The organism is Alloactinosynnema sp. L-07, assembly GCF_900070365.1.
Classification (GTDB): domain Bacteria; phylum Actinomycetota; class Actinomycetes; order Mycobacteriales; family Pseudonocardiaceae; genus Actinokineospora.
Genome location: NZ_LN850107.1, coordinates 532,857 through 553,751 on the forward strand (window position 1 = coordinate 532,857; position 20,895 = coordinate 553,751).

At 69.8% G+C, this 20,895-nt stretch carries 26 protein-coding genes; 18 read left to right on the forward strand and 8 right to left on the reverse strand.

Features of this window, described 5'->3' with window-relative positions:
- Nucleotides 1-4: 4 nt before the first annotated feature.
- From BN1701_RS02625 to BN1701_RS38060, 4 genes are all read right to left on the reverse strand, one after another.
- Nucleotides 5-688: a phosphoadenylyl-sulfate reductase gene (locus tag BN1701_RS02625; RefSeq protein ID WP_054045122.1), complete on the reverse strand. Its 684-nt coding sequence runs from the start codon at nt 686-688 to the stop codon at nt 5-7.
- Nucleotides 685-843, reverse strand: a complete 159-nt coding sequence (locus tag BN1701_RS37070) for a hypothetical protein (RefSeq protein WP_054045124.1) — start codon at nt 841-843, stop codon at nt 685-687. The genes BN1701_RS02625 and BN1701_RS37070 overlap by 4 nt, the downstream gene beginning before the upstream one ends.
- The gene (locus BN1701_RS02635) at nt 840-2,531 is read right to left on the reverse strand and encodes a nitrite/sulfite reductase (protein ID WP_054045125.1); all 1,692 of its coding nucleotides are present in this window, start codon (nt 2,529-2,531) and stop codon (nt 840-842) included. The genes BN1701_RS37070 and BN1701_RS02635 overlap by 4 nt, the downstream gene beginning before the upstream one ends.
- A 114-nt stretch (nt 2,532-2,645) precedes the next feature.
- Nucleotides 2,646-2,732, reverse strand: coding sequence for a putative leader peptide (locus BN1701_RS38060; protein ID WP_369800664.1), 87 nt, complete (start codon nt 2,730-2,732; stop codon nt 2,646-2,648).
- A 119-nt stretch (nt 2,733-2,851) separates the two neighbouring features.
- Between BN1701_RS38060 and hemW the strand changes: the two genes are divergently transcribed.
- Nucleotides 2,852-4,066, forward strand: coding sequence for a radical SAM family heme chaperone HemW (gene hemW, locus BN1701_RS02640; RefSeq protein ID WP_054045127.1), 1,215 nt, complete (start codon nt 2,852-2,854; stop codon nt 4,064-4,066).
- On the opposite strand, the gene BN1701_RS02645 is transcribed toward hemW, so the two are convergent.
- Nucleotides 4,019-4,669 carry a TetR/AcrR family transcriptional regulator gene (locus BN1701_RS02645; RefSeq protein ID WP_054055564.1) on the reverse strand — a complete coding sequence of 217 codons (651 nt, stop codon included), beginning with the start codon at nt 4,667-4,669 and terminating at the stop codon, nt 4,019-4,021. The genes hemW and BN1701_RS02645 overlap by 48 nt on opposite strands.
- 58 nt (nt 4,670-4,727) lie before the next feature.
- On the opposite strand from BN1701_RS02645, the gene BN1701_RS02650 reads away from it, so the two are divergent.
- The gene (locus BN1701_RS02650; protein ID WP_054045129.1) at nt 4,728-5,936 is read left to right on the forward strand and encodes a cytochrome P450; all 1,209 of its coding nucleotides are present in this window, start codon (nt 4,728-4,730) and stop codon (nt 5,934-5,936) included.
- Nucleotides 5,937-5,977: 41 nt separating this feature from the next.
- Here BN1701_RS02650 and BN1701_RS02655 read toward each other — a convergent pair whose 3' ends face one another.
- Entirely contained in the window at nt 5,978-6,301 is a 324-nt protein-coding gene (locus tag BN1701_RS02655; RefSeq protein ID WP_157367741.1) for a permease-like cell division protein FtsX, read from the reverse strand.
- Between the two features lie 132 nt (nt 6,302-6,433).
- On the reverse strand, nt 6,434-7,303 hold the full coding sequence (locus BN1701_RS02660; protein ID WP_054045133.1) for a bile acid:sodium symporter family protein: 870 nt from the start codon (nt 7,301-7,303) through the stop codon (nt 6,434-6,436).
- A gap of 142 nt (nt 7,304-7,445) precedes the next feature.
- Here BN1701_RS02660 and hrcA point away from each other — a divergent pair, with 142 nt between their 5' ends.
- The 12 genes from hrcA to recO all read left to right on the forward strand — a co-directional run bounded on the left by hrcA (nt 7,446) and on the right by recO (nt 17,045).
- Nucleotides 7,446-8,468, forward strand: coding sequence for a heat-inducible transcriptional repressor HrcA (gene hrcA / locus BN1701_RS02665; RefSeq protein WP_054045134.1), 1,023 nt, complete (start codon nt 7,446-7,448; stop codon nt 8,466-8,468).
- Nucleotides 8,469-8,519: 51 nt separating this feature from the next.
- The gene (dnaJ, locus tag BN1701_RS02670; protein WP_054045136.1) at nt 8,520-9,677 is read left to right on the forward strand and encodes a molecular chaperone DnaJ; all 1,158 of its coding nucleotides are present in this window, start codon (nt 8,520-8,522) and stop codon (nt 9,675-9,677) included.
- Complete coding sequence (locus BN1701_RS02675; RefSeq protein ID WP_054045138.1) at nt 9,674-10,405, forward strand: 16S rRNA (uracil(1498)-N(3))-methyltransferase; 732 nt, start codon at nt 9,674-9,676, stop codon at nt 10,403-10,405. Before dnaJ ends, BN1701_RS02675 begins: the two co-directional genes overlap by 4 nt.
- A gap of 452 nt (nt 10,406-10,857) precedes the next feature.
- Complete coding sequence (locus tag BN1701_RS02680) at nt 10,858-11,205, forward strand: histidine triad nucleotide-binding protein (protein ID WP_054045141.1); 348 nt, start codon at nt 10,858-10,860, stop codon at nt 11,203-11,205.
- 89 nt (nt 11,206-11,294) lie between these two features.
- Complete coding sequence (locus BN1701_RS02685) at nt 11,295-12,353, forward strand: PhoH family protein (protein WP_054045143.1); 1,059 nt, start codon at nt 11,295-11,297, stop codon at nt 12,351-12,353.
- An 18-nt stretch (nt 12,354-12,371) separates the two neighbouring features.
- Nucleotides 12,372-12,917, forward strand: coding sequence for an rRNA maturation RNase YbeY (gene ybeY / locus BN1701_RS02690; RefSeq protein ID WP_054045145.1), 546 nt, complete (start codon nt 12,372-12,374; stop codon nt 12,915-12,917).
- A 4-nt stretch (nt 12,918-12,921) separates the two neighbouring features.
- Nucleotides 12,922-14,226, forward strand: coding sequence for a hemolysin family protein (locus BN1701_RS02695; protein WP_054045148.1), 1,305 nt, complete (start codon nt 12,922-12,924; stop codon nt 14,224-14,226).
- Nucleotides 14,219-14,554, forward strand: coding sequence for a hypothetical protein (locus tag BN1701_RS02700; protein WP_054045149.1), 336 nt, complete (start codon nt 14,219-14,221; stop codon nt 14,552-14,554). The genes BN1701_RS02695 and BN1701_RS02700 overlap by 8 nt, the downstream gene beginning before the upstream one ends.
- Nucleotides 14,551-14,886 (forward strand): hypothetical protein, encoded by a 336-nt coding sequence (locus BN1701_RS02705; RefSeq protein ID WP_054045151.1) that lies wholly within the window; start codon nt 14,551-14,553, stop codon nt 14,884-14,886. The genes BN1701_RS02700 and BN1701_RS02705 overlap by 4 nt, the downstream gene beginning before the upstream one ends.
- A 4-nt stretch (nt 14,887-14,890) precedes the next feature.
- Nucleotides 14,891-15,799 (forward strand): GTPase Era, encoded by a 909-nt coding sequence (era, locus tag BN1701_RS02710; protein ID WP_054045153.1) that lies wholly within the window; start codon nt 14,891-14,893, stop codon nt 15,797-15,799.
- The gene (locus tag BN1701_RS02715; protein ID WP_054045156.1) at nt 15,800-16,246 is read left to right on the forward strand and encodes an RDD family protein; all 447 of its coding nucleotides are present in this window, start codon (nt 15,800-15,802) and stop codon (nt 16,244-16,246) included.
- Between the two features lie 31 nt (nt 16,247-16,277).
- Nucleotides 16,278-17,045, forward strand: coding sequence for a DNA repair protein RecO (gene recO, locus BN1701_RS02720; RefSeq protein WP_054045157.1), 768 nt, complete (start codon nt 16,278-16,280; stop codon nt 17,043-17,045).
- Here recO and BN1701_RS02725 read toward each other — a convergent pair.
- Nucleotides 16,978-17,484: a hypothetical protein gene (locus tag BN1701_RS02725; protein WP_157367742.1), complete on the reverse strand. Its 507-nt coding sequence runs from the start codon at nt 17,482-17,484 to the stop codon at nt 16,978-16,980. The genes recO and BN1701_RS02725 overlap by 68 nt on opposite strands.
- 91 nt (nt 17,485-17,575) lie before the next feature.
- Between BN1701_RS02725 and BN1701_RS02730 the strand changes: the two genes are divergently transcribed.
- The 4 genes from BN1701_RS02730 to BN1701_RS02745 all read left to right on the forward strand — a co-directional run bounded on the left by BN1701_RS02730 (nt 17,576) and on the right by BN1701_RS02745 (nt 20,872).
- Nucleotides 17,576-18,421 (forward strand): isoprenyl transferase, encoded by an 846-nt coding sequence (locus BN1701_RS02730; RefSeq protein WP_054055565.1) that lies wholly within the window; start codon nt 17,576-17,578, stop codon nt 18,419-18,421.
- Nucleotides 18,418-18,867, forward strand: coding sequence for a hypothetical protein (locus tag BN1701_RS02735; RefSeq protein WP_054045160.1), 450 nt, complete (start codon nt 18,418-18,420; stop codon nt 18,865-18,867). Before BN1701_RS02730 ends, BN1701_RS02735 begins: the two co-directional genes overlap by 4 nt.
- A gap of 65 nt (nt 18,868-18,932) precedes the next feature.
- Nucleotides 18,933-20,048: a permease gene (locus tag BN1701_RS02740; protein WP_082859623.1), complete on the forward strand. Its 1,116-nt coding sequence runs from the start codon at nt 18,933-18,935 to the stop codon at nt 20,046-20,048.
- Entirely contained in the window at nt 20,048-20,872 is an 825-nt protein-coding gene (locus BN1701_RS02745; RefSeq protein WP_054045162.1) for a TIGR03943 family protein, read from the forward strand. Before BN1701_RS02740 ends, BN1701_RS02745 begins: the two co-directional genes overlap by 1 nt.
- Nucleotides 20,873-20,895: the final 23 nt, after the last annotated feature.

Below are 20,895 nucleotides of genomic sequence, written 5' to 3' on the forward strand. Positions count from 1 at the left end.
TCCTCTACCCGTGCAATCCGCACTCGGTCTTCGACTGGCCCGCCCACCGGCCGCTGCGCGCGTCCTCGCCCGGCTTGGGCAGGGCGGTGCACGGCGCGCAGCCGATGGAGAGATAGCCGATGCTGACGAGCGGGTTCTCCAAGATCCCGTGGTCGGCGATGTAGCCGTTGAAGCGGTCGTCCGACCACGCGGCGATCGGGTTGATCTTCACCAGTCCGTTGCGGTCGTCCCACTGCACGATCGGCGTGTTGGCCCGCGTCGGCGCGTCGACCCGGCGCACGCCGGTCACCCACGCGTCATAGCCCTTGAGCGTGTTCTGCAGCGGTACCACCTTGCGCAGGAAGCAGCACTGGGTCGGGTCGGTCTGGTTCAGCAGGCCGAACTCGGCCTCCTGGTCGGCCACCGACTGCTCGGCCTCGGCGTTGACGATGCGCACCTCGGGGTACACCGCCGCCACCGCGTCGCGGGTGCCGATGGTCTCCGGGAAGTGATAGCCGGTCTCCAGGAAGAGCACGTCGATCTCGCGCTTCGCCTGGTACGCCAGGTCGATCAGCACCGCGTCCTGCATGTTGGACGCCACGATCCAGCGGTCGCCGAACGTGTCGCGCACCCACGCCAGCGCCTCCCCGGCGTCGACGTCGGCCAGTTCCTTCTCGGCCCACTCGGCGAGCTTCTTCAGCTCCGTCACTTAGCCACCCCCGTTGGCAGATTGAGACCCACGAACTTGACCGTGAAAACGCGCCTACAACTCGTGCACAGCCACGCCGCGTGCGGCTCCTCCTGCGGGCGCAGGTCCTCGTCGCCGCAGTAGGGGCAGTGGAACGGCGTCGCCCTCTCGCTCATCGCAGGTCCGCCTCGTCCGCGCGGGTGACCCACTGGGCGAACCGCTCGTCAGACTGACGCTTGGCCACGAAGTTGCGCACGACCCGCTCGACGTACTCGGGCAGCTCGACGGCGGTGACCTTGTGGCCACGCAGCTTGCGGCCGAAGCCCGCGTCGAGGCCGAGGCCGCCGCCGAGGTGCACCTGGAAGCCCTCGACCTGGTTGCCGTCGGCGTCGGTGACGATCTGGCCCTTGACCCCGATGTCGGCGGTCTGGATGCGCGCGCAGGAGTTCGAGCAGCCGTTGATGTGCACCGAGATCGGCGCGGTGATCCCGTCGGTGATGTCGACCAGGTTGGCTTCGAGCTTGGTGACCAGATCCAGCGCGCGCGCCTTGGTCTCGACGATCGCCAGCTTGCAGAACTCGATGCCGGTGCACGCCATCACGCCGCGCCGCCACACCGACGGCTCGGTCTGCAGGCCCAGCTTCGACAGTTCGAGTTGCAGGGCGGAGACCTCGGACTCGGGCACGTCGAGCACCACGAGCTTCTGCTGCGGGGTGAAGGTCACCCGGTTCGACCCCGCGCGCTCCACCGCCTTGGCCACCTCGACCAGCACCGAGCCGGACACCCGGCCCGCGATGGGAGCGGCGCCGACGTAGAACTTGCCGTCCTTCTGCCTGTGCACGCCGATGTGGTCACGCGGGACCGCCGGGACCTCGGGCGCCGGGCCGTCGATCAGCTTGCGCCCCAGGTACTTCTCCTCCATGACCTCGCGGAACTTGGCCGCACCCCAGTCCTTGACCAGGAACTTGATGCGCGCGCGGTGGCGCAGGCGGCGGTAGCCGTAGTCGCGGAAGACGCTGATCACCGCGCCGTAGACGTCGGCGACCTCCTCCAGCGGCACCCAGGCGCCGAGACGCTGGGCGATCATCGGGTTGGTCGACAGGCCGCCGCCGACCCAGACGTCGAAGCCGGGGCCGTGCTCGGGGTGGTTGACGCCGACGAACGCGACATCGTGGATCTCGTGGGCCACGTCCGGCAGGCCGGAGACCGCGGACTTGAACTTGCGCGGCAGGTTCGAGAACGCCTTGTCGCCGATGAAGCGGCGCTTGATCTCCTCGATGGCCGGGGTGCCGTCGATCACCTCGTCCTCGGCGATGCCCGCCACCGGCGAACCGAGGACGACGCGCGGGCTGTCGCCGCAGGCCTCCATCGTGGTCAGGCCCGCGCCTTCGAGCTTGGCCCAGATGGTGGGCATGTCCTCGACCCGGATCCAGTGGTACTGGATGTTCTGCCGGTCGGTGATGTCGGCGGTGTCGCGCGCGTAGGTCTGCGACACCTCGCCGATGACCTGCAACTGCTGGGTGGTCACCGCGCCGCCGTCGATGCGGATGCGGAGCATGAAGTACTCGTCGTCGAGCTCTTCTGGCTCCAGGGTCGCGGTCCGGCCGCCGTCGATCCCTGGCTTGCGCTGGGTGTAGAGCCCGTACCAGCGGAAACGTCCCCGCAGGTCGCCCGGGTCGATGCTGTCGAAGCCGCCCTTGGCGTAGATGTTCTCGATGCGCTCCCGCACGTGCAGCGGGTTGTCGTCCTTCTTGGACCGCTCGTTGGGATTCAGCGGTTCTCGGTAGCCGAGCGCCCACTGGCCCTCACCCCGGCGGACCGGAGTGCGGGCCGGGGCGGTCTTCTGAGGTGTGGTGGGAGACACCGGCTGTCCTCCGGGGTTGGGGCGCCGCGCGCGCCGACCAGGACCCTTGGTTAGGACAGGGAACTCAGCCGACGTGCCCGAGCGCCTGCTGAATCATGAGATAGCGGCGACGGGTCAGATGTCCTGACGGCACATCGCGCTGGAGACGCGACGGAAGTCGACGTGGCGGCGGGCCACGAGGAAGACTTCGGTCGCTGACATGGGTCAAGGCTCTCACGCGTCCACGGTGTGGTCCACAGCCATCCGCATGCTGGGATGGACGTCACGCACTTGCGCCGGCGGGAATATGTCGTTCTCACCGCGCCTGCGAGGATGGTGGCGTGCCCTCCGTCCTGCCTGATGGCGAACCCGCGCCCACCGACGGCGTGTTGCCCGCGACCGCGCTCGCGGGACTGGGCGCGCGCCCCTTCGGCGTCTACGTCCACGTGCCGTTCTGCGCCACCCGCTGCGGCTACTGCGACTTCAACACCTACACGCCGGGCGAGCTGGGCACGTCGGCGTCGCCGTCGTCCTGGCTGGAGGGGCTCAAGCGCGAACTCGACCTGGCCGCCCGGGTGCTGGGCACCCCGCCCGCGGCCGACACGGTCTTCGTCGGCGGCGGCACCCCGTCGCTGCTGGGCGCCGACGGGCTGGGCGAGGTGCTGGCGGCGGTCCGGTCGACCTTCGGGCTGGCCGAGGGCGCCGAGGTGACCACCGAGTCCAACCCCGAGTCGACATCGCCGGAGTTCTTCGCGGGCATCAGCGACGCCGGGTACACGCGGATCTCCCTTGGCATGCAGTCCGCCGCACGACACGTGCTGGCTGTCCTCGACCGGACCCACACGCCCGGCCGCGCGGTCGACGCGGCGCGGGAGGCGCGGGCCGCGGGCATCGAGCACGTCAACCTCGACCTCATCTACGGCACGCCGGGGGAGCGGCCCGAGGACTTGGCCGCCTCGCTGGACGCGGTCCTCGCCGCCGGGGTCGACCACGTCTCGGCCTACGCGCTGATCATCGAGGAAGGCACGGCGCTGGCCCGCCGCATCCGCCGCGGTGATCTGCCCGCGCCGGACGACGACGTGCTCGCCGACCGCTACGAGCAAGTGGACGACACACTGTCGGCGGCTGGGCTGACCTGGTACGAGGTGTCGAACTGGGCCTCGTCGGACGCCGCCCGCTGCCGCCACAACCTGGGCTACTGGCTCGGCGGCGACTGGTGGGGCGCGGGCCCCGGCGCGCACAGCCACGTCGGCGGCGTGCGCTGGTGGAACGTCAAGCACCCCGCCCGCTACGCCGAACTGCTGGCCGACGGCTCGTCGCCCGCGGCGGGCCGGGAGCGGCTCTCGGCCGACGACCAGCGGGTGGAGCGTGTCCTGCTCGAACTGAGGCTTGCCGAGGGCCTTCCGCTGGACGCGCTCGACGAGTCGGGCCGCGCCCAAGCCGAACTGGCCGCGCGCGACGGACTGCTCGACGCCCCGTCGCTGTCGGCGGGCCGCTGTGTCCTCACCTCACGCGGGCGTCTGCTCGCCGACGCCGTGGTCCGCCGCCTGACCTGACGGGGTCCGCCAGCCCTTGATCATCCGGCTGATCAGGTAGCTGTACTCGTCGCGCAGCCGCCGCTGGTCCGCCGGGGCGGCCTCGGCCAGCGTCGTTCCCGCGGAACCGAGCATGGAGAACATGATCCGGGTGGCCGTGTCCAGCGGCACCGGATCGATCTCCTTGGTCGCGATCAGCGCGGTGATCAGCTTCTCGATGATCCCGTAGGCGTAGGTCCCCTCGGCCAGGTGCCACTCCGGCCAGCCCAGCGCGGTGGGCGCCTCCCGCCAGACGATCCGGCTGTAGGTCGGGTCGAGGCACTGGTCGAGGAACGCGTCGAGCGCCCAGAGCGCGCCCTCCCACGGGTCGCTCGCCGTGGCCGCGAGCCGCGTCACGTTGTCGACGGCGGCCGATTCCAGGGTGTCGTGCACCGCGCGGAACAGGGCCTGCTTGTTGCTGAAGTGGTGGTAGACCGCGCCGCGGGTCGCGTTGATGTCCGCGGCCACGTCCTCAAGTGCGGTTTTGGCGAACCCGAATTCGGCGAACCGCCTGGTCGCGGCCTCGATCAAGGCGGCGCGGGTGGCGTCGGAGTACTGCTCGCGCCTGCTCTTGACGGTCGACATGGTGTAGAACGATAGTGACATACACGGTGTATGTGACCAACGCAGGGAAGGTGAAGCGATGACAGAGACGTTGTTCAACCCCTTCGCGCCTGGGTTCGATGAGAATCCTTATCCGCACTACGCCGAACTGCGGTCGGCCGACGCGGTCCAGGAACACCCGTTGGGGTTCTGGTACGTCTCCCGCTTCGAGGACGTCACCACCCTCCTGCGGTCCGGCCTGTCGGTCGAGCCGCGCCACCTCGCCCCGCACCCGGTCCGCGACGAGATGCGCAAGGCCGCCGCGGGCGACGGCGACTGGCGCCTGGGCGGCCTCTCGATGCTCGACCGCGACCCGCCAGACCACACCCGCCTGCGCGGCCTGGTCGCGAAGGTCTTCACCCCCCGCGCGATCAACGCGCTCGAACCCCGCATCACGGCACTGGTCGACGCGGCGTTGGATCGGATGGCCGACCTCGGCCGGTTCGATGTGGTGGACGAGTTGGCCTTCCCGCTGCCGTTCGCGGTGATCACCGACATGATGGGCATGCCGCCCACCGACGAGGCCCGGCTGCGCGAGCTCACCGGCACCCTGGTCCGGTCACTGGAACCGGTGGTCGACCCCGAACTGGCCACCCGCATCGGCGAGTCCGACCGCGAGTTCGCCATGCTCACCGCCGAGGCCATCGCCTGGAAGCGCGCCAACCCCGCCGACGACCTGCTCACCGCCCTCATCGACGCCGAACACGAAGGCGATGTCCTCAGCGACGACGAACTGATCGCCCAGGTCGGCCTGCTGTACGTGGCGGGCCACGAGACCACGGTCAACCTGATCTCCAACGGCGTCGTCGCGCTGCTGCGTAACCCGGACCAACTGGCCGCCCTACGCGCCGACCCGACGCTGATCGACAACGCGGTCGAGGAACTCCTGCGCTACGACAGCCCGGTTCAGCTGAGCCGCCGCATCACCACGTCGGCCTTCGAGTTGGCGGGCCGCGAGATCCCGGCGGGCATCTTCGTGATCGCGGGCCTCGCCTCGGCCAACCACGACCCGGACCACTGGGGCCCCGACGCGGGCGACCTGCGCCTGGACCGCCCCAACGCCCGCCACCACGTCTCCTTCGGCGCCGGGCCGCACCACTGCCTCGGTGCGGCCCTGGCCCGGCTGGAAGGTCGGATCGCTCTCGGCAGGCTGGTCGAACGCTTCCCCGACTTGGCACTGGACGGCCCGGTGGAGTGGAACGGCCGAATCAACCTGCGCGGCGCGGCGAAGGTCCCGGTGACAGTCTGAACCCGATGCCCCAGCCCGCGAAGATCGTCCCGCGGGCTGGGTCAGCTCGTCGGCGCCGGTGAGCGGTCTGGAGGTTCCTGACTACACGCGTCGGCCCGTACTTCGTCAGCCGTAGGGAACTTCGTCCGCAGCTCCTCGGCGAACCTGGCCCGATCCACCCCGTGCGCCACTCCGATGATCACTGACGCGGGGATCGCCTCCACGCGGGCGAGCTTCACCAATTCCGGCTGGTCCTTGAATATCACTTTGAACCGCTCGTACCCTTGGGCCTTCGTCTCGGCCTTAATCGCGCCGACCCGCTTGTCCGCTCGAAGCTCGGTGGTCACCGACTCCATTTCCGCGTCGGTGTTCAGGTAGATCACCATCTGGTCTGGATAGTTCTGGCACTCATCTATGCCCGCAGCAGGTGTCTTCGCCAAAGACTCGGACGAAGGGGCACATGCGGCGAGCGCGAAGACGGCGACAACCAGAAAAGCGAGGCGCATGGCCGCACTCTGTCACACCTCCGCGTGTGCCCGCCGACGCGTGATCCACCACGCCAGCAAACCCGCTGGGAAGAACATCAGCACGCCGTAAACCGCCCCAGGCACCGCCAACGCCGAGTTGTTCATGACGGTCAAAGCGATCGTGATCGCCAACGTGCTGTTGTGGATGCCCACCTCGAAAGCCGAAGCGATCGCCTGCTTCTCGCTCACCTTCACCAACCGCGGCACGAAGTACCCAAGCGCCAGGCTCAGCACGCACAGCAGCAACGCCACGATGCCGACATCACGCAGGTACCCGGCGAGGTTGGCCCGCTCCGCCACCAAGGCCCCGACGATCACCGCCACCAGCACCACGATCGACGCGATCTTCACCGGCTTGCGCATCCGCTCCGCGAACTCCGGGAACCGCCGGTTCACCGCCATCCCGATCGCCACCGGGATCAGCACGATCGCGAACACCGTGAGCATCTTGGCGGGCTGCAGACCGAGCGACGTGTCGTCGTCCATGAAGCCGGCCACCGACAGGTTGACCACGATCGGCAGGGTGAAGACCGCCAGCACGGAGTTGATCGCCGTCAGCGTGATGTTGAGCGCGACGTCCCCGCCCGCCAGGTGGCTGAAGATGTTCGCCGTCGTCCCGCCAGGAGACGCCGCCAGCAGCATCATGCCGACCGCCAGTACCGGGGACAGGTCGAACAGCAACACCAGGCCCAAGCACAACACCGGCAACACCAGCACCTGGACTCCCAGCGCCACCAGGGCGGCGCGGGGGAAGCGGGCTACGCGGGTGAAGTCGGCGATCGTCAGTGACAGGCCGAGGCCGAACATCACGATCGCGAGTGCGATCGGCAGGAACACAGTGGTCAAGGTCGATGAAGCCATGGTCACTCCCTCGCATCCGGTGCGAGAATGGTTCAGATAAACCGGACAAAGTCGCAATAGGCATGTCCGAAACGTGATCCCGGCACCGACTCGCCCAGCGGCCGCCGCCGCTCCGTAAACTTGACGGAAAGGGAGGTGTCACGTGGTCAGTTCGGAGGAGCGCAGGCTCGAGGTCCTGCGTGCCATCGTGGCCGACTACGTGCACAACCAGGAGCCCGTCGCGTCCAAAGCGATCGTAGAGCGGCACAACCTGGGCGTGTCCAGCGCGACGGTGCGCAACGACATGGCCTCGCTGGAGGAAGACGGCTACATCACCCAGCCGCACACCAGCGCAGGCCGCATCCCCACCGACAAGGGCTACCGCCTGTTCGTCGACCGCCTCAGCGACGTCAAGCCGCTCAGCACCGCCGAGCGGCGGGCGATCCAGAGTTTCCTCGAGGGCGCCATCGACCTCGACGACGTCATGCGCCGCAGCGTTCGCCTGCTGGCCCAGCTGACCAGGCAGGTCGCGGTCATCCAGTACCCGACGCTGACCACGTCGACAGTGCGCCACGTCGAGCTGGTCAGCATCACCCCGGCCCGGATCATGATGGTCCTCATCACCGACACCGGCCGCGTCGACCAGCGCATGGTCGACCTCGGCGACGTGATCGCCGACGAGTCGATCGCCCGGCTGCGCACGATCCTCAACTCGACCCTGGCGGGCAAGCGTCTCACCGACGCCGCCGCCAAGGTCGCCGAGCTGCCCGAGGCCGCCCCCGGCGACCTGCGCGACGCGATGACCAGGCTGTCGACCGTGCTGGTCGAGTCCCTGGTCGAGCACCCCGAGGAGCGGCTCGTCCTGGGCGGCACCGCGAACCTCACGCGCAACGCCGCCGACTTCCCGCACTCGCTGCGCCAGGTGCTCGAAGCGCTCGAAGAGCAGGTCGTGGTGCTCAAGCTGCTCGCCGCGACCACCGACCCTGGCACCATTGTGGTGCGCATCGGCGAGGAGAACGAGGCCGAGGAGATGCGCAGCACGTCGGTGGTTTCCATCGGGTACGGCACTCGTGCGACCCTGCTCGGTGGCATGGGCGTGGTCGGGCCGACCCGCATGGACTACCCCACGAACATCGCCGCGGTCCGCGCGGTGGCGAACTACGTCGGGGACATTCTCGGCAAGTAGGCAAGGGCAATCGAGGTGCCCCGGGGTGCCCGGGGCAGGAGGACTGACACGGTGGCGAGGGACTACTACGGCGCGCTCGGAGTGCGGAGGGACGCGAGCTCCGACGAGATCAAGCGCGCCTACCGCAAGCTCGCGCGCGAGCTGCACCCGGACATCAATCCGGACGAGGCGGCGCAGACGCGCTTCCGCGAGGTCACCGCCGCTTACGAGGTCCTTTCGGACCCGCAGAAGCGCAAGATCGTCGACATGGGCGGCGACCCGCTGTCCAACGGCGGCGGCGGTGGCGGCGGCCAGGACCCGTTCGGCGGGTTCGGCCTCGGCGACATCATGGACGCGTTCTTCGGCGCCGCGGGCGGCGGCGGTGGCGGACGCGGTCCGCGCAGCCGGGTGCAGCCCGGCTCGGATGCCCTGCTGCGCATCCAGATGACGCTGGAGGAGTGCGCCACCGGCGTCAGCCGGGAGATCGCCGTCGAGACGGCGATCCTGTGCGACCTGTGCCGCGGCTCCGGCTGCGCCGATGGCACCTCGCCCACCACCTGCGACACCTGCCACGGCCGCGGCGAGGTCCAGTCAGTGCAGCGGTCGTTCCTGGGCCAGGTCGTCACCGCCCGCGCGTGCCCGGTGTGCCGCGGCCTCGGCGAGGTCATCCCCGACCCGTGTCGGCAGTGCGCGGGGGAGGGCCGCGTGCGCGCCCGCCGGACGATCACCGCGAAGATCCCGCCCGGTGTCGCCGACGGCATGCGGGTTCGGCTGTCCGGCCAAGGCGAGGTCGGCCCCGGCGGCGGCCCCGCCGGCGACCTGTACGTCGAGGTCGAGGAACTTCCGCACTCGACGTTCGAACGCGCGGGCGCCGACCTGCACTGCACCCTGCGCGTCCCGATGACCACGGCGGCCCTGGGCGCGGTCGTGCCATTGGAGACCCTCGACGGTCCGCTCGACATCGAGCTGGAACCGGGCACCCAGCCCGAGACCGAGCTGGTCATGACCGGCCGGGGCCTGCCCCGCCTGCGCTCAACCGGCCGCGTCGACGGTCGCGGCGACCTGCACGTGCACATCGAGGTCGAGGTCCCCACGAAGCTCGACGCCCGCCAGACCGAGCTGCTGCGCGAGCTCGCCGAACTGCGTGGCGAGGAAGAGCACACCCTGGCCGCGGCCAGCGCCCGCACAGGCGGGCTGTTCTCCCGGCTGCGCCAGCGCCACGCCCGATGACCCTGGCGCTGTTCCTGATCGACGACCTGCCTTCCGGCCCGTTCACCCTGGACGGGCCGGAGGGCAGGCACGCCGCGGCGGTCCGCCGTCTGCGGGTCGGTGAGGAACTGCTGGTGTCCGACGGCCGGGGAGCGGTGGCCCACTGCGTCGTCGCCGCGGCCGGGCGCGACTCGCTAGACCTGACGATCACCCGCCGCTGGGACGAACCGCCGCCGTCGCCCCGCGTGATCATCGCCCAGGCCCTCGCCAAGGGAGATCGCGGCGAGCTCGCCGTGGAACTGGCCACCGAGGCGGGCGCCGACGAGATCATCCCGTGGCGTGCCGCCTGCTCGATCACCAAATGGGACGACGGCCCCCGCGGCGACAAAGCCCTCACGAAATGGCGAGCCACCGTCCGCGAAGCGGCGAAACAAGCGCGCCGCGCCTGGATCCCCATTGTCACCGAACCCATGTCGACTCGTGCACTTGTTGATAAGGCAAGAGAAGTAGCGCTGACACTGGTGTTGGAAGCAGGCCGATCCACCCGGATGGCCGAAGTCGAATTACCGGAATCCGGAGACGTACTACTGATCGTCGGCCCGGAAGGCGGCATCACCGAAGACGAGATCAACGCCTTTGAGCAGGCACGATCCCGCGCGGTCCGCCTCGGCCCCGCCGTTCTGCGCACCTCCACGGCCGCCGCGGTCGCATTAGGGGCCATAGGAGTACGCACCGCAAGGTGGCGCTGACCCTTAGCGAGGGTCTACCCTTTGTCCTGCAACGCGATCACGCAATTCGATCGCCCGCACAGCAACCGCTGGACACCTCCCCCCTCGGTCCAGCGGCCGCCGCGCGGGGCGGTGGGGCGACCCCCAGGCTTCACCGCCCGCGCGGCATCCTCTGCCTCCCCCTGCTCGCCTGACGGCTCGCCTTGTCGTCTGCGTTCCCTCTGGGGGCCGAGCCCCCAGACCCCCACGGTGCGTACTCTCGCGAACCAGCCGTGCCCCGCATCCGTAGCTGGCGGTGGGCGGGGTGTAACCAATAGCCGAGTCGCCCACGGTGCGTACTCTCGCGAGCCAGCCGTGCCCGGCATCCGTAGCTGGAGGCGGGCGGGGTGTGTAGCCAATCGAAACGTGCTCGGTGCTCCTGCGGTCGCTGCGCGGCGAGGAACTCTGAGTCGTCCGCCGATAGGGTGTCGGTCATGACCGCGGACTGCCTCTTCTGCAAGATCATCGCCGGTGACATCCCCTCGACGGTCGTCTATCAGAACGACGCCGTCTACGCCTTCCGCGACATCGGTCCCCAGTCCCGGGTGCACGTGCTAGTCGTACCCCGCGAGCACCACGAGGACGCGGGCGTACTCGCCGCGGCCGATCCCAAGCTGCTCGCCGAGGTGATCATCGCGGGGACCGAGGTCGCCAGGATCGAGGGAATCGACGAGTCCGGATACCGATTCGTGTTCAACACCGGCGACGACGCGTGCCGCACGGTTTTCCACGCCCACCTGCACGTTCTCGGCGGGGAACAGCTCGCGGGCTTCGGCCGGTGACACCGTTTCTCCGGTGCGCCCTGTCGGTCGCTGGGTCTAGCATCGAATTCAGCACCTGACATCGAGCGCGAAGGCAGGACCGAGAGCACGTGACCGGCACAGACCCCCGTTCTTCCGACGCGCCCACCCCACAGCACGATGCCCAGTCTCGGTTCACGATCCCGGACGGTGCCGTCCTCGCCCTGCTCGGGTCCCGCGACGAGAACCTCCGCATCGCCGAAGACCTGCTCGACGCCGACGTTCACGTCCGCGGCAACGAGGTGACCCTCTCCGGCGCCCCCGCCGACGTCGCGTTCGCCGAGCGGGTGTTCACCGAACTCGCGACCCTGGCCACCCGCGGCCAGCAGGTCGGCCCGGACACGGTCCGCCGCACCATCGCCATGCTCTCCGGCGACCAGGCCGAGTCGCCCGCCGACGTCCTCAGCCTCGACATCCTGTCCCGGCGCGGCCGCACGATCCGGCCCAAGACGCTCAACCAGAAGCGCTACGTCGACTCGATCGACGCCAACACCATCGTCTTCGGCATCGGCCCCGCAGGCACCGGCAAGACCTACCTGGCGATGGCCAAGGCCGTGCAGGCACTGCAGGCCAAGCAGGTCACTCGCATCATCCTGACCAGGCCCGCGGTCGAGGCGGGGGAGCGCCTTGGCTTCCTGCCCGGCACCCTGTTCGACAAGATCGACCCATACCTACGCCCCCTCTACGACGCGCTGCACGACATGATCGAGCCGGAGTCGATCCCGCGCCTGATGCAGGCGGGCACGATCGAGGTCGCCCCGCTCGCATACATGCGTGGCCGTACCTTGAATGAGGCGTTCATCATCCTGGACGAGGCGCAGAACACCACGCCCGAGCAGATGAAGATGTTCCTCACCCGCCTGGGCTTCGGCTCCAAAGTCGTCGTCACCGGCGACATCACCCAGATCGACCTTCCCGGCGGCCAGCGCAGCGGGCTCAAGGTCGTCAAGGACATCCTCACCGGTGTCGACGACATCCACTTCGCCCAGCTGACCAGCCAGGACGTCGTGCGCCACCGGCTCGTCGGCGATATCGTCGACGCCTACGAGCGCTGGCAGGACGCGCAGGACGCCGCCGAGCAGACCCACCGCGGCCCGGTTCGCGCGGGTGGTCGCAGGCCCGGGCGCTGAACCGGAGACAATGACTTCGTGAGTATCGAGATCGCCAACGAGTCCGGGGTGGCGGTCGACGAGGCGTCCATCGTCGCGGCGGCCCGCTTCGCCCTGGATCGGATGAACGTCAGCAAGCTCGCCGAGCTGTCGGTGCTGCTCGTCGAGCTGGACGTGATGTCCGACCTGCACGAGCGCTGGATGGACCTGCCCGGACCGACCGACGTCATGGCCTTCCCCATGGACGAGCTGGAGTCCGCCCGCAGACCCGACGCGCCCGAGGCGGGTCCGGCGCTGCTGGGCGACATCGTGCTGTGCCCGGCCTTCGCCAAGGACCAGGCGCGCAAGGCGGGCCACAGCCTCATCGACGAACTGCACCTGCTGACCGTGCACGGCGTGCTCCACCTGCTCGGCTACGACCACGCCGAGCCCGCGGAGGAACGCGAGATGTTCACCCTGCAGAAGCGCATCCTCGCCGACTTCCGCGCCGCGAGCTCGGAGGCCAAGCGCCGCGCGGCGCAGCGCGTCGAGGACGACAAGCTGCTCGGCACCGTCGGTCTGGGCGAGACCGACAAGGAAAACTGAGCCCGTGTCAGCGGATTCCGCCGGTCTCCTTGTCATCGCCGTACTGCTGATCCTCGCGGCGGGCTGCTTCGCCGCCGCGGACGCCGCGCTGTCGGCGGTGTCCAAGGCCAGGGTCGAGGGTCTCCTGCGCGCGGGCCGGACGGGCTCCCGTCAGCTCCTCGCCGTGGTCAACGACCGGCCCCGGCACATCAACCTGCTGCTCCTGCTGCGGCTGAGCTGCGAGCTCGCCGCAACAGTGCTCGTCGCCGTCGTCTGCCTCCGATCGATCACGTCCGGCTGGGTCGCGGGCCTCGTCGCGGCGCTGGGCATGATCGTGGTGTCCTACGTCCTCGTCGGCGTCGGCCCGCGCACCATCGGCCGACAGCACCCGTATGGCGTCGGCCTGATCGCCGCCGGTCCGGTTCGCGCTCTGGGCACGGTGCTCGGACCGCTGTCGAAGGTCTTGATCCTGGTCGGTAACGCGATCACGCCCGGCAAGGGCTTCCGCGAGGGCCCGTTCTCCTCGGAGGTCGAGCTGCGCGAACTGGTCGACCTCGCCGAGGAACGTGGCGTGGTCGACGCCGACGAGCGCGAGATGATCCACTCGGTGTTCGAGCTGCGCGGCACGATCGCGCGCGAGGTCATGGTGCCGCGCACCGAGATGGTGTGGATCGAGCAGGCGAAGACGGTCCGGCAGGCGCTGATGCTGTCGCTGCGCACCGGCTACACCCGCCTGCCGGTGATCGGCGAGAGCGTGGACGACGTCGTCGGCGTGGTCAACCTCAAAGACCTGGTCCGCGCCTGGGTCGACGCCGAGGCCGACACCCAGGCGGTGACCGAGCTGATGGGCACCGCCACGTTCGTGCCCGACACCAAGCGCGTCGACGACCTGCTGCGCGAGATGCAGCTGTCGAAGAACCACCTCGCGGTCCTGGTGGACGAATACGGCGGTACCGCGGGCCTGCTCACGATCGAGGACATCCTGGAGGAGATCGTCGGCGAGATCACCGACGAGTCCGACACCGACGACCGCCCGCCGGTCGAACACCTCGATGACGGCGGCGTCCGGGTCAGCTCCCGGCTCCCGGTGGAAGACCTGGGCGCGCTGTTCGGCCTGCTCCTCGACGGGCAGGACGTGGAGACCGTCGGCGGCCTGCTCGCCCAGCGACTGGGACGTGTGCCACTGCCCGGTGCCGAAGCGGAGATCACCGGGCTACGGTTCCGAGCCGAGGGCGGCAAGGACAACCGCGGCCGGGTGCGCATCACCTCCGTGGTCGTCCGCCGCGCCGACGCCGACGACGAACACGAGAGGAGCCCCGAGCGTGGCTGAGCTGGACCCCGAGGACGCCAAGATCGTGACCCTGGCCCGGTCGAGCCGGGCCAGGACCGGTGCCGCCGAGGGGGCCGCGGTGCGCGACACCGACGGCCGCACCTACGCCGCCGCCACGGTCGCGCTGCCCTCGCTCAAGCTGACCGCGCTCCAGGCCGCCGTCGCCGCCGCGGTGTCCAGCGGCGCCGAAGGCATCGAAGCCGCCGCCGTTGTCACCGACGCGGGTGAAATCGACGGCGACTCCCTGGCCGCCGTGCGCGACCTGACGCCCGACGCGCCGGTGTACCGGGCCGACGCGTCCGGCACCGTCGCCGACGTCCTCAGGTGAGGATCACGGTCTGTCGGGACTGCTGCTGCGGGACGGTCAAGAAGCATCCGACGGTGAACCACGGCAAGCACCTGTCCCGGCTGCGGGCCGTCGCCGCCGAGGTCGGAGCCACTGTGACGGTGGTCGAGTGCCTCGACACGTGTGAGACCTCCAACGTCGTCGTGGTCCAGGCGAAGGGCGTCAAGCCGGTCTGGCTGGGCTTCGTGCTCGGCGACGACGCGATCACCGACATCGAGGACTGGCTCAAGGCGGGCGGGCCCGGTGTGGCGCCGCTTTCCGACACCCTTGAACTGCACCGAATCACAGCACCGGGACTGCGGAAGGCACAATGACTCGGTGACCAGCAGCACCGAAGGCCATAGGTCCGGTTTCGCCTGTTTCGTCGGCAGACCCAACGCGGGTAAATCCACACTCACCAACGCGCTCGTCGGCAGCAAGGTCGCGATCACGTCCAGCAAGCCGCAGACCACCCGGCACGCCATCCGCGGCATCGTCCACCGGCCGGACGCCCAACTCGTCATCGTCGACACTCCCGGCCTGCACCGGCCGCGCACGCTGCTGGGCCAGCGGCTCAACGACATCGTGCGCGAGACGTGGTCCGAAGTGGACGTCGTCGGCTTCTGTGTCCCGGCCGACCAGAAGGTCGGGCCAGGTGACAAGTTCATCGCCGCCGAACTGGCCAAGGTCGCCAAGCGCACCCCGGTCGTCGGCGTGATCACCAAGACCGACCTCGTCGCGCCGGAACAGGTCGTCCAGCAGCTGCTCGCCCTGCAGGACGTGATGGAGTTCGCGGAGCTGATCCCGGTCTCGGCGGTCGACGGATTCCAGGTGGCCACCCTGGCCGACCTGCTGGTCAACCGGCTGCCCGAGGGCCCGCAGCTCTATCCGGGCGGCGAGTTGACCGACGAGCCGGAGGCCACCCTGGTCGCCGAGCTGATCCGCGAGGCCGCGCTGGAGGGTGTGCGCGACGAGCTGCCGCACTCGATCGCGGTCACCATCGAGGAGATGGTCCCGCGCGAGGGCCGCGACGACATGCTGGAGATCCACGCGCTGCTATATGTGGAGCGGTCCAGCCAGAAGGGGATCATCCTCGGCCACCGCGGCGAGCGCCTCAAGCACGTTGGGACCACCGCTCGCAAGCACATCGAGGCGCTGCTGGGCACCCGTGTATACCTGGATCTGCACGTGAAGGTCGCCAAGGACTGGCAGCGCGACCCGAAGCAACTACGCCGTCTGGGGTTCTGAATGTCAGCACACCGCGCCGACCTCGAACACACCGAGGTCGGCGAGTTGGGCGAGGTCGCCGTCGCCACCCCGGGGGGCCGGTTCGCCGCCAGGGTGATCGACACCGTGGTCGCCGGTGTGCCAGGGTGGCTCGCCGCGGTGCTGATCTGGCCGGACGGATCCTGGGTCATGCGGCTGCTGTTCACGCTGCTGGCGGTGTTCGCCTACGAGTTCACGCTGGTGGCGGTCCGCGGGACGACCCCGGGCAAGTCGCTGCTGCGGATCGAGATCGCCGACTTGACCACCGGCGGCGCACCTGGCCCGGGCGACGCGTTCCTGCGCACGCTGGTGTTCTGGGCCGTCCCGATGACCACCCTGAGCATTCTGCTGATCGACGAGCGGCTGCGGCGGGGCTGGCACGACCTGGCCGCGGGCACCATCGTCGTGTTGCGGCCTGTCGGCGGCTAACACTGTCTGACCCTGGTGGGAGAATGCGTCCGTGAGCCTGTACCGCGACACCGGTGTGGTCTTGCGCGTGCAGAAACTCGGTGAGGCCGACCGGATCATCACCCTCATCACCCAGAAGCACGGCAAGGTGCGCGCCGTGGCCAAGGGCGTGCGCCGCACGACCTCGCGCCTGGGCGCCCGGGTCGAGCCGTTCGCCCACGTCGACGTGCAGTTCTACACCGGCCGCACCCTCGACGTGATCACCCAGGTGCAGACCCTCGACGCGTTCGGCGCGGGCATCGTCAACGACTACCAGCGGTACACCGCGGGCTGCGCGGTCCTGGAGACCGCCGACCGGCTGTCCGCCGAGGAAGGCGAACCGGTCTTACGCCTGTACCTGCTGGTCGCGGGCGCCCTGCGGGCGTTGGCCGACGGACAGCGCGACGCGTCCCTCGTGCTCGACGCGTTCCTGTTGCGCGCCATGGCTATCGCGGGCTGGTCGCCCGCCCTCACCGAGTGCGCCCGCTGCGGCGACCCGGGCCCGCACCGCGCGTTCAGCGTCCACGCGGGCGGCTCGGTCTGCCCCCGGTGCAAGCCGCCGGGCTCGGCGAGCCCGCCGTTCGAGGTGCTCAACCTGATGGACGCGCTGGCCACCGGCGGCTGGGACACCGCGGAACGCTCGACGGAGTCCTCCCGCCGCGAGGCCAGCGGACTGGTCGCCGCGCTGCTGCAATGGCACCTGGAACGTCAGCTCAGGTCGCTGCCGCTGGTGGAACGCCGTCGAGTGGAAGATCGACCACCTGCCGCGCCTCAGCCATGACCAAGGCTGCGACCTCGTCGAGCCCGCGACCGGTGTGGTCGGCCAAGTCGTACTCGTATTCGAGATCGTTCAGCCGGTCCACCACCGCCCACGGCATCTCCTGGAGTGTCTCCGATGCCCACGAGACCAGGACATGGGGTGCGATCTCGCCCGACAACACCAGCCGTGCCTTTGCCTCCAATGCCGCACGGAGCGCCGCAGCGGAGCCTTCTTCGTGGAAGGGAAGGCGCGCGTCCCGAACGGCGGCCGCCAGCAGTTCCCTGACCTCTTGCTCAGCATTTCCAGGCGATACCGCGGCGAGGGTGCACAGTGCCATGCCGCCCGCACCGGCGGCGAGCAGGTCACAAGCCGCCAGGACCACGTCGAACGCGGTCCGCTCGTGGGCGTGCCACAGTGCGATGGTCTCGCGCAGGTTCTCCCGCGCCGATTCCGCGTTCACCGGTACAGGGTGCGACAGGGCCGAGGTGCGTGTCATTCCAATTGGGTCAGTAGGGTCGTTCGGGTCATCGAACGACGTGAAGGAGTGGACGGTGCTGCGACGGCGGCGGATCAGCAGGCTCGACGCGGGGCGGCCGGTGTCGCCACCGCAGCCACACCCGTCGGGAGCCCGACCACCCGCGATCCCGGCCGAGTTCGTGCCCAAGCACATCGCGATCGTCATGGACGGCAACGGCCGCTGGGCCAACCAGCGCGGCCTGACCCGCATCGAGGGCCACAAGCGCGGCGAGGCCCAGGTCGTCGAGGCGGCGCGCGGGTGCATCGAGATGGGCGTGAAGTGGCTGTCGCTCTACGCGTTCTCCACCGAGAACTGGCGGCGCAGCCCCGAGGAGGTCCGCTTCCTCATGGGATTCTCCCGTGACGTCATCCACCACCGCACCGACGAACTCGACGAGCTGGGCGTGCGGGTGCGCTGGTCGGGCCGCAAGCCCCGGCTGTGGCGCAGCGTCATCGGCACGCTGGAGGAAGCCGAGGAGCGCACCAAGCGCAACGACGTCCTCAACCTGGCGATGTGCATCAACTACGGCGGCCGTGCCGAGATCGGCGACGCCGCCCGCGAGATCGCCCGCCTGGCCGCCGCGGGCAAGATCAACCCGGACAAGGTGGACGAGCGCACCGTCGCCAAGTACCTCTACCAGCCGGAAATGCCCGACGTCGACCTGTTCATCCGCCCCTCGGGGGAGGAGCGGACGTCGAACTTCATGCTCTGGCAGTCCGCGTACGCCGAACTGGTGTTCCAGGACGTGCTGTGGCCCGACTTCGACCGCCTGCACCTGTGGCAGGCCATCGAGACCTATGCCCGCCGCGACCGGCGCTTCGGCGCGGCCGAGGACTCCGCCGAGGTCGCCGCCCGGCTCAACGTTGAAGGAGAGGCATGACCAGCGAGGCCGTCACCGAGGCCGACCTGCTCACCCGGGCCCGCGAGGCCCTGGAGAGCTACCACGATGTCCGCGTCGACGACGACGGCGCCCTGACCTTCCGCCACGGCGACGTGCCGTGCGCGGTCCAGGCGATGCAGCTGGCCGAGGGCCTGACGGTGCTCAGCCTGACCTGTGTCGTGGCGTGGGACCTGCCCGAGGACGGCACGCTGGCGGTCTCCGCGGCCGAGCGCGCGGGCCAGGGCCTGTTCGGCACCCTGGGTGTCGTGCACACCGAGCGGGGGATGGACGTGACCTTGCGCTATGCGTTCCCGGCCGAGGGCCTCGCCGCCCCCGCCCTGGGCACTTTGCTCATGCTGGTCGTGTCGACGGCTTCCCAGTTGCGGGCCGAACTGTTGGGAACAGACGGTGGTGAACAAAGTTCAAGCGGCGGGTCCCCAACGTGATGGGCATCCTGGCATCATTCCGCCCGTGATGACCCTTCGACGGTACCGACCCATGGCAGGCGCCGATGAGTGACGAACCCAAGGCCGCCGACCAGCCCGCGGCGCCCGCGTCCGACGACCCCGGCGCGGCTGGCGAGTCGCCCGCGAGCCCGTCGTTCGGCGGCGCCGTGGCGGTCGCCGAGCGCGCCCCCAAGGGCAAGGCGGACGAGCCCAAGCGTGGGATCACCTCGCTGGAAGTGCTGTGTGGTCTGCTCGTCGTCGCGCTGGTCGGCCAGCAGTGGATCACGTCCTGGTTCGACAACCCCGCCATCCAGACCGGGTCCACCATCTTCGTGGCCGTCTGCGTCCAGGCGCTGCCGTTCCTCGTCCTCGGCGTCCTGATCAGCGGCGCGATCGCCGCGTTCGTCCCCGCGACCCTGCTCAACCGGCTGCTGCCCAAGAAGCAGGCCGTCGCGGTGCCCATCGCGGGCGTCGCCGGGGTCGCGCTGCCGACCTGTGAGTGCGCCGCGGTGCCGGTCGCCCGGCGCCTGATGCAGCAGGGCGTGCCGCAGTCCGTGGCGCTGGCCTTCCTGCTCGCCGCGCCCGCGGTCAACCCGATCGTCCTGGTCGCCACCAACGTGGCGTTCCCGAACAACCCCGGCATGGTCTGGGCCCGCCTGGCGGCCTCGCTGGCCACCGCGATCATCATGGGCTGGCTGTGGGCCCGCTTCGGCAAGGCCGAGTGGATCGTCGAACGCGCACTGCGCCGCGCGCCGCAGGCCGAGGGCCGCAACCGCTGGCGCGTGTTCTTCGAGACCTCCCGCGCGGACTTGGTCGACGCGGGCGGCTTCCTCGTTCTCGGCGGCTTCACCGCCGCCGTCCTCAACGTGGCGATCCCCCGCGAATGGGTCAACACCCTGGGCGAGCAGATCGTCCTCGGTGTCATCGTGATGGCCGCGCTCGCGGTCGTGCTTGCCCTGTGCAGCGAGGCCGACGCGTTCGTCGCGGCGTCGATCTCGGGGATGCCGCTGCTGCCGAAATTGGTGTTCCTCGTCGTCGGACCGGCCATCGACGTCAAGCTGTTCGCCCTGCAGGCGGGCACGTTCGGCCGCTCGTTCGCCATCCGCTTCGCGCCCGCCACGCTGGTCGTGGCGATCGCGTGCGCGGTCGGCTCCGGCCTGATCTTCCTCGGGGGTGTCTGATGCGGCGGGAAACCCAGAACATCCTGCTGATCCTGGTCGGCGGGGCGCTGTTGAAGATCTCCTTCACCAGCACCTACCTGCTCTACGTCAAGCCCGCCCACCAGCCGTGGCTTATCGGAGGCGGCCTGGTCATGGTCATCCTCGCGGCGGTCTCCATCGCCCGCGACCTGTGGCCCGCCAAGCCGACCGCGGCTGTGTCCACGGCATCGACCGACGGCGACTCGACGGCCGAGTTCGCCGCGGACGGGCACGCCGCGGGCCATGACGATTCCGGGCACGCCGGTCATGATCACGACGACGACGGTGAACACCACCACCCGGCCCGTAGCGCCTGGCTGCTGCTGATGCCGGTGCTGGCGATCTTCCTCATCGCCCCGCCCGCCCTCGGCGCCGACTCGGTCATGCGCAACGACAACCGCGCCGCGGCCAGCCGCTCGTCGGGTACCGACGGATCGTCGCTTTTCCCGCCCCTGCCCAAGGGCGACGTCGTCTCCATCGCGATGAGCGACTTCGCCGCCCGCGCGGCATGGGACTCCGGCAAGTCCCTCGACAACCGCACCGTCAAGCTGACCGGCTTCGTCGTCGCTCAGGGCGAGACCAGGTACCTGGCCCGCCTGTCCATCGCCTGCTGCGCGGCCGACGCGTTCCCGGTCAAGGTCAAGCTCGACGGCCCCGGTGCAGGCGGACTGGCCAACGACACCTGGCTTGAGGTGACCGGTCAGGTCCAGCCAGGCACGGCCACGAAGGACACCGACTACGTCCCGTCGTTGACCGTCGACGGCATGGTCCAGATCCCCCAGCCGGAGAACCCGTACGAGGCGTGACCCTGGCGTCCTCCGGCCCCACG

What these genes read in the sequence shown, in the direction of transcription:
- BN1701_RS02740 (WP_082859623.1), top strand. Translation starts at nt 18,933, where the DNA reads ATGAGTGACGAACCCAAGGCCGCCGACCAGCCCGCGGCGCCCGCGTCC.
- BN1701_RS37070 (WP_054045124.1), bottom strand. Translation starts at nt 843, where the DNA reads ATGAGCGAGAGGGCGACGCCGTTCCACTGCCCCTACTGCGGCGACGAG.
- BN1701_RS02675 (WP_054045138.1), top strand. Translation starts at nt 9,674, where the DNA reads ATGACCCTGGCGCTGTTCCTGATCGACGACCTGCCTTCCGGCCCGTTC.
- BN1701_RS02735 (WP_054045160.1), top strand. Translation starts at nt 18,418, where the DNA reads ATGACCAGCGAGGCCGTCACCGAGGCCGACCTGCTCACCCGGGCCCGC.
- BN1701_RS02745 (WP_054045162.1), top strand. Translation starts at nt 20,048, where the DNA reads ATGCGGCGGGAAACCCAGAACATCCTGCTGATCCTGGTCGGCGGGGCG.
- BN1701_RS02650 (WP_054045129.1), top strand. Translation starts at nt 4,728, where the DNA reads ATGACAGAGACGTTGTTCAACCCCTTCGCGCCTGGGTTCGATGAGAAT.
- BN1701_RS02655 (WP_157367741.1), bottom strand. Translation starts at nt 6,301, where the DNA reads ATGGTGATCTACCTGAACACCGACGCGGAAATGGAGTCGGTGACCACC.
- BN1701_RS02660 (WP_054045133.1), bottom strand. Translation starts at nt 7,303, where the DNA reads ATGGCTTCATCGACCTTGACCACTGTGTTCCTGCCGATCGCACTCGCG.
- BN1701_RS02645 (WP_054055564.1), bottom strand. Translation starts at nt 4,669, where the DNA reads ATGTCGACCGTCAAGAGCAGGCGCGAGCAGTACTCCGACGCCACCCGC.
- BN1701_RS38060 (WP_369800664.1), bottom strand. Translation starts at nt 2,732, where the DNA reads ATGTCAGCGACCGAAGTCTTCCTCGTGGCCCGCCGCCACGTCGACTTC.
- BN1701_RS02680 (WP_054045141.1), top strand. Translation starts at nt 10,858, where the DNA reads ATGACCGCGGACTGCCTCTTCTGCAAGATCATCGCCGGTGACATCCCC.
- BN1701_RS02715 (WP_054045156.1), top strand. Translation starts at nt 15,800, where the DNA reads ATGTCAGCACACCGCGCCGACCTCGAACACACCGAGGTCGGCGAGTTG.